This is a genomic window from Lysobacter sp. N42 (genome assembly GCF_004344885.1).
Genome location: NZ_SKFB01000084.1, coordinates 1 through 6,285, shown reverse-complemented (window position 1 = coordinate 6,285; position 6,285 = coordinate 1). Strand labels below are relative to the sequence as shown.

Below are 6,285 nucleotides of genomic sequence, written 5' to 3'. Positions count from 1 at the left end.
GACGTGAACGCCGCTGCCGCGGGTTCGACCCCCCTGCTGCTCCTGCTGGGCGCGCGCGCCGAACCCGGTGCCGGCGCAGCGCAGCACGATGTCGCAGGCGGGCAAGCCCATGCGCACGCAGCCGCCGGGCGTTGCCGCCACCGGCCAGCCCGAGCAGCTCAAGGGGGTGCGCCGCAACATGGCGCGCGTGATGGCCGATGCGCACGCCAGGGTCGTGCCGACCACGCTGGTGGACGATGCCGACCTGCACGCCTGGATCGGCAAGCAGGACATCACCGCGCGCCTGGTACGCGCGATCGTGGCCGCCTGCAAGGCGGTGCCGGCGCTCAATGCCTGGTTCGACGGCGAGAACCTGACCCGCACGCTGCATCCGCACGTGGACATCGGCATCGCGGTGGACACCGAAGACGGCCTGTTCGTACCCGCGCTGCGCAATGCCGACATGCTCGACGGCAACGGGGTGCGCCAGGCGATCCAGCGCCTGCGCGCGCAGGTCGGCGACCGCAGCATCCCGCCCGGCGAGCTCTCCGGCTACACGATCTCGCTGTCGAACTTCGGCATGTTCGCCGGCCGCTACGCGACGCCGGTGGTGGTGCCGCCCTGCGTGGCCATCGTCGGCGCGGGCAAGCTCTGCCACGACGTGGTCGCGGTGATGGGCGGCATCGAAGTCCACCGCCGCATGCCCATCTCGCTCACGTTCGACCATCGCGCCTGCACCGGCGGCGAGGCCGCGCGCTTCCTCAAGGCGCTGCTGGACGACCTGTCGCTGCCGCAGTAGTTCATCGCACTCGCGTACGACGAACGGGGCCCGCGTGGCCCCGTTCTTCCATGCATCCGGGCGGCTGCAAGCCCAAGCCACCACGAGGGTCGAACGCCAGGCATCGCAAGCGAACGTCCACGCGCGCGGCGGCGCGTTGGACGGCGTCGATCGTGCGGGCACTGCGCGGCGCGGCCCATCGCAGCCGCCTCGCCGGCTTCATCGTCGACTGCGACACGCCCGACCTCGACGCCGCCGCGCGCTTCTGGAGCGGCGCGCTGGGCCTGCGCATCGCCGACCCCGACGCCGGGGGCACCGGCCGCTATGCCGAACTCGGCGACGCGCCCGGCGGTCTGCACGTCGAGGTGCAGAAGGTCGACCACGCCTCGCGCGTACACCTGGACATCGAGACCGACGACCTCGACGCCGAGGTGGCGCGGCTGGAAGCACTCGGCGCCAGGCGCGTAGCCTTCATGCAGCGCTGGTGGGTACATGCAGCGCTGGTGGGTAATGGAAGCCCCGACCGGCCAGCGCTTCTGCGTGGTGCCCCTGCGCGAGGACGCCGCCCGCGCACCCGCGCGCGTCTGGGACTGAGCGACGGGCCGGGCAGCCTGCCGGCGCCATGCGGAACGCGGGCGGCACCCTGCCCTGGGCTTGCAGCCTTTCGATAATTCTGGAATTATCGAATCGTGAAGTCCGACGCCGCCCTCGCCTGCCTTTCCGCCCTCGGCCACGAGACGCGGCTGGCCGCCTTCCGCGCGCTGGTCGCCGCCGGCCCCGAAGGCATGCAGGTGGGCACGCTGCGCGAGCACCTGGACGTCCCCGCGGCCACCCTCACCGCGCATCTGAACGTATTGCGCGCTGCCGGGCTGGTGGCGGATACGCGCGAGGGCCGGGCCATCCGGGTGCGTGCCGACTACGCACGCATGGATGCGCTGATCGCCTACCTCACCGAGAACTGCTGCCAGGGCGAAAGCTGCGCCCCCACCGCAGCCCGCTGCACGTCCTGACCGGAGAAGACCGCCATGAGCACCACCCTGGCCGCCGTCCGCAAGCCCCACGTCGAACCCCTCACGCCCGGGCAGCTGCGCGAACGCGACACCCGCGGCGCATGCGCCGCGTCCTGCGCGACCGGCCCGGCCGAGCCGGCGCCCGCCACCACGTGCTGCGGAGCCTGACATGGCGCGTCGCCGCGTACTGTTCGTCTGCGTCGAGAACTCCAACCGCAGCCAGATGGCCGAAGCCTTCGCGCGCCTGCACGGCGGCGACGCCGTCGAGGCGCTGAGCGCGGGCTCGCGGCCCTCGGGCCGCATCAATCCCAAGGCGGTGCGCTTCATGGCCGAGCGCGGCATCGACCTCTCCACGCATGCGTCGAAGTCACTCGACGAGGTGACCGGCGAGTTCGATGCGGTGATCACCATGGGCTGCGGCGACGACTGCCCCTGGGTGCCCGCCAGGCGCCGCGAGGACTGGGCGCTGCCCGACCCGCGCGACATGGACGACGACGGCTACCGCGCGGTGCGCGACGGCATCGAGGCGCGGGTCAAGGCCCTGCTGGCCTCGCTGTGACGCCGCTGCCGCGTCGCCTGTTCGCCGAGTTCCTCGGCACCGCGCTGCTGCTGGCCACCGTGGTCGGCTCGGGCGTGATGGGGATGGAGCTGTCCGGCGGCAACCGCGGCGTCGCGCTGCTGGCCAACGCCGGCGCCACCGCTGCCGCGCTCTACGTGCTGATCGTGCTGCTCGGCCCGGTCTCCGGCGCGCACATGAACCCGGCGGTGTCGCTGGTGGCACGGCTGCGCGGCGAGCTGGACGCGCGAACGCTCGCCGGCTACGTGCTGGCGCAGGTGGCGGGTGCGGTGGCCGGCGTCGCGCTGGCCCACCTCATGTTCGGGCTGGACGTCGTGCAATGGGGCGACCATGCGCGCACCGGCGCCTCGCAGTGGCTGAGCGAAGCGGTGGCCACCGCCGGCCTGGTGCTCACGATCGTGCTCGGACTGCGCCAACGCGCCGCGGCGGTGCCGGCGCTCGTCGCGGCCTACATCTTCGCGGCGTACTGGTTCACCGCCAGCACCTCGTTCGCCAACCCGGCGGTGACGCTCGCGCGCTCGATCACGCGCACCTTCGCCGGCATCCGCCCGGTGGACGTGCCCGGCTTCGTCATCGCACAGCTCGCCGGCGCGCTGCTCGGGCTCGCGATGGCACGCGCGCTGGCCGGTGACGACCGGCGTGTCGACCGGCCTCAGTAGGCGAACTCGCGGAAGACCCGGTCCACCGAGCCGCCCCATGCACCGTGGAACAGCTCGAGCTTGCACTCGGCCGGCGTCATGCCGCTTTCGACGATTTCCATCAGCGGCGCCAGGAACATCGTCTCGTCGCTGCCGTGGTCGTTGAGGCATGCGCGCCGGCGCAGGCCGCCCGCGGCGATCTTCAGCGCCTCACGCGCGAGGTCGAGCACCGTGCCGCCGCGGAAGGGCAGCTTGAGCGCCTGCCTGGGCACGCCGTCGCGCAGCGCATGGCGCTCCTCGAGCGTGAAATCACGCACCAGGTCCCAGGCCGCATCCAGCGCGGCGGCGTCGTAGAGCAGGCCGACCCAGAATGCCGGCAGCGCGCAGATGCGGTTCCAGGGGCCCGAATCGGCGCCGCGCATCTCCAGGTATTTCTTGAGGCGCACCTCGGGGAACGCCGTGGTCGAGTGGTCGGCCCAGTCCTGCAGCGTGGGGCGAAAGCCCGGGCGCGCGGGCAGCCTGCCGTCCATGTAGTCGCGGAAGGACTGCCCGCTGGCGTCGATGTAGGCGCCGTCGCGGTAGACGAAGTACATCGGCACGTCGAGCAGGTAGTCGGTGTAGCGCTCGTAGCCGAAGCCGTCCTCGAACACGAAATCGAGCAGGCCGGTGCGGTCGGCGTCGGTGTCGGTCCAGATGTGCGAGCGGTACGAGAGGTAGCCGTTCGGCCTGCCTTCGGTGAAGGGCGAATCGGCGAACAGCGCGGTGGCGACGGGCTGCAGCGCGAGCGAGACGCGGAACTTCTTCACCATGTCGGCCTCGGAGCCGACGTCCAGGTTGACCTGCACCGTGCAGGTGCGCGTCATCATGTCCAGGCCCAGGGATCCGACCTTCGGCATGTACTCGCGCATGATCCTGTAGCGGCCCTTGGGCATCCACGGCATTTCGTCGCGGCGCCACTTGGGCTGGAAGCCCATGCCGAGAAAGCCCAGCCCCATCGGCTCGGCCACGGCGCGCACTTCCCTGAGGTGCGTGCCGGTCTCGCGGCAGGTCTGGTGCAGGTTCTCCAGCGGCGCGCCGGAGAGTTCGAGCTGCCCGGCGGGTTCGAGCGAGACCGACGCATTGCCCTTCGACAGCGCGATGACGCGGCCCTTCTCCTCCACCGGCGCCCAGCCGAAGCGCGTCAGCCCGCGCAGCAGGGCCTCGATGCCGCGCTCGCCGTCGAACGTCGGCGCGCGCAGGTCGTCGGTGCGGAAACCGAACTTCTCGTGCTCGGTGCCGATGCGCCAGTCGCCTCGCGCGCGGATGCCGGATTCGAGGTACTCGACCAGCTGCGCGCGCGAGGCGATCTCGACATCCTTGACTTGGGCAGGGCCGGACACGTGCACCTCGGGCGTCCCGCGGCGCGGGAGGGCGGCCAGTCTAGCGGTGGGCCGTGCCGGAAGCGTCGCGCCGGCAGGCCGTCTGCGTTGCGCGCATGCGGCGACCGCGCGCAGGGCCGCAAGGCGCCGCGCCACGCTTCGATGGCCGACTGCCCGCCGCGTCGCGCTGCGGCGCGAACCGCACCCGGCGCAGGCGCGACGGGGAGCGACGGGGCCGGCTGGCGTCGCACGGCGCCGCCGAGGGCGTGCACGACCTGGGCGGGGCCGGCACCGCGCGCGCGGCCGGAGCCGCGGTCAGGGAAGCTCGAGCCAGCCGGCGACCACGCCACGTGCCTCGTCCACGCCCAGCTTCGATTCACCCGAGAACACCTGCACGCTCACGCTGTCGCCGAAGCGGCTCGACAGCTCGCGGCGCACGGCCTGCAGCGCCTGCGCCTGCTGCCCGCGGCCGAGCTTGTCGGCCTTGGTGAGCAGCGCGTGCGCCGGCAGGCCGCGGTTGGCGGCGTAGCCGAGCATCTGCAGGTCGTAGTCCTTGAGCGGATGGCGGATGTCCATCACCACCACCAGCCCCTTGAGCGCTTCGCGGGTGGAGAAATACCGGTCGATGAAGGCCTGCCAGTGCGCCTGCAGGTCCTTGGGCACCTTGGCGTAGCCGTAGCCGGGCAGGTCGACCAGGTAGCGCGCGTCGGGTTCTTCACCCTGGCGCGGGGCGAAGTCGAAGAACACCAGCTGCTGCGTGCGGCCGGGCGTCTTGGACACGCGCGCCAGCGCGCCCTGCTGGCAGATGGCGTTGAGGGCGGTCGACTTGCCGGCGTTGGAGCGCCCGGCGAAGGCGACCTCGCGGCCGCCGTCGGGCGGGAGCTGTTTGGGATTGTGCGCCGACAGCAGGTAGCGGGCACGCTGGAAGGGGTTGGCCATCACGCAAGCATCGCACGCCAGCCCGGCGCGCCCCATGTAGCTGGCGCCTGCGCCGGGGGTCGCGCCCGGTCCAACGGGCCCCGGCGACGTCGCGTTGACCCGTCCACCGGCCGCCGTCGATAATTCCGCGGTTCCGGCGCCCAAGCGGCGCCCCTTTCGGCATCCCCGGAGTTCTCTCGCATGCGCCATGCCCGCGCCTACGGCCTTGTCGGTCTCGTCGGCCTCGCCGCGATCGCCGCCGCCGTCGCCCAGACCACCGTGACCCCGGTGCCGGACCAGGCCCCCGTGCAGGTCGCACCGCTCGCCGGCGCACCGGAGAAGGCCACCTGGGGCGACGTCCAGCGCGGCCAGCAGCTGGCCGGCACCTGCGCCGCCTGCCACGGCCTCGACGGCAATCCGCCGACGCCCGCCTACCCGCGCCTGGCCGGCATGCCCGAGCGCTACGTCGCCCAGCAGCTGGCGCTGTTCAAGAGCCGCGAGCGCCAGAGCGGCATGGCGGCGGTGATGTTTCCGTTCGCCGATGCGCTAAGCGCGCAGGACATGCGCGACCTCGGCGCCTACTTCCAGACGCAGAAGCCCGGCGCCGGCATCGCCGACGACACGCCGGTGACCAGCGGCCCCTACGCGGGCATGCGCTTCTTCGAGATCGGCGAGAAGCTGTTCCGCGGCGGCGACGCCAGTCGCGGCATCCCGGCCTGCCTCGCCTGCCACGGCCCGGCGGGCCAGGGCAACCCGGGCCCCGCCTACCCGGCGCTGGCCGGCCAGATGGCCGATTACAGCAAGCGGCGCCTGGAGGAGTACCGCACCGGCACCACCGTGGCGCGCGACTACAAGAACTTCCAGATCATGGCCGCGATCGCCAAGCCGCTGACCGACGAGGAGATCGGCGCGCTGGCCAGCTACCTGCAGGGCCTGCATCCGCGCGCCAACGACGTGGGCGTGGCGGCCACCGCGGCGGCGCCCTCGCCGGCCCGCGCCCCGGCCAGCCCGGCAGCCCCGGCGCCGG

The 6,285-nt window shown here is 72.7% G+C and carries 7 protein-coding genes and 2 pseudogenes; 7 read left to right on the top strand and 2 right to left on the bottom strand.

The window, feature by feature from the left end:
* Positions 1 to 58: 58 nt before the first annotated feature.
* From EYQ95_RS25695 to EYQ95_RS25675, 6 genes and pseudogenes are all read left to right on the top strand, one after another.
* Positions 59 to 778, top strand: a pseudogene (locus EYQ95_RS25695) (dihydrolipoamide acetyltransferase family protein); the annotation flags it as partial.
* Positions 779 to 939: 161 nt separating this feature from the next.
* A pseudogene (locus tag EYQ95_RS25690) lies at positions 940 to 1,351 on the top strand (VOC family protein).
* 95 nt (positions 1,352 to 1,446) lie between these two features.
* Positions 1,447 to 1,767: a helix-turn-helix transcriptional regulator gene (locus EYQ95_RS25685; RefSeq protein WP_132331986.1), complete on the top strand. Its 321-nt coding sequence runs from the start codon at positions 1,447 to 1,449 to the stop codon at positions 1,765 to 1,767.
* A 15-nt stretch (positions 1,768 to 1,782) separates the two neighbouring features.
* Positions 1,783 to 1,935 (top strand): hypothetical protein, encoded by a 153-nt coding sequence (locus EYQ95_RS26530; protein WP_165924865.1) that lies wholly within the window; start codon positions 1,783 to 1,785, stop codon positions 1,933 to 1,935.
* A 1-nt stretch (position 1,936) separates the two neighbouring features.
* Positions 1,937 to 2,326 (top strand): arsenate reductase ArsC, encoded by a 390-nt coding sequence (locus tag EYQ95_RS25680; RefSeq protein ID WP_132331984.1) that lies wholly within the window; start codon positions 1,937 to 1,939, stop codon positions 2,324 to 2,326.
* Positions 2,323 to 3,003: an aquaporin gene (locus tag EYQ95_RS25675; protein ID WP_132331982.1), complete on the top strand. Its 681-nt coding sequence runs from the start codon at positions 2,323 to 2,325 to the stop codon at positions 3,001 to 3,003. The genes EYQ95_RS25680 and EYQ95_RS25675 overlap by 4 nt, the downstream gene beginning before the upstream one ends.
* On the opposite strand, the gene EYQ95_RS25670 is transcribed toward EYQ95_RS25675, so the two are convergent.
* Together EYQ95_RS25670 and yihA are read right to left on the bottom strand one after the other, a co-directional pair.
* On the bottom strand, positions 2,997 to 4,361 hold the full coding sequence (locus EYQ95_RS25670; RefSeq protein ID WP_132331980.1) for a glutamate--cysteine ligase: 1,365 nt from the start codon (positions 4,359 to 4,361) through the stop codon (positions 2,997 to 2,999). The two genes, EYQ95_RS25675 and EYQ95_RS25670, sit on opposite strands and share 7 nt — an antisense overlap.
* Positions 4,362 to 4,655: 294 nt before the next feature.
* Positions 4,656 to 5,279, bottom strand: a complete 624-nt coding sequence (gene yihA, locus EYQ95_RS25665; RefSeq protein ID WP_132331978.1) for a ribosome biogenesis GTP-binding protein YihA/YsxC — start codon at positions 5,277 to 5,279, stop codon at positions 4,656 to 4,658.
* Positions 5,280 to 5,459: 180 nt separating this feature from the next.
* On the opposite strand from yihA, the gene EYQ95_RS25660 reads away from it, so the two are divergent.
* On the top strand, positions 5,460 to 6,285 hold an 826-nt coding region (locus EYQ95_RS25660), incomplete at its 3' end, for a cytochrome c (RefSeq protein ID WP_132331976.1).

Excerpts from the sequence above, each read along its gene's own strand:
- EYQ95_RS25680 (WP_132331984.1), top strand. The coding sequence starts at position 1,937 with ATGGCGCGTCGCCGCGTACTGTTCGTCTGCGTCGAGAACTCCAACCGC.
- EYQ95_RS26530 (WP_165924865.1), top strand. The coding sequence starts at position 1,783 with ATGAGCACCACCCTGGCCGCCGTCCGCAAGCCCCACGTCGAACCCCTC.
- yihA (WP_132331978.1), bottom strand. The coding sequence starts at position 5,279 with ATGGCCAACCCCTTCCAGCGTGCCCGCTACCTGCTGTCGGCGCACAAT.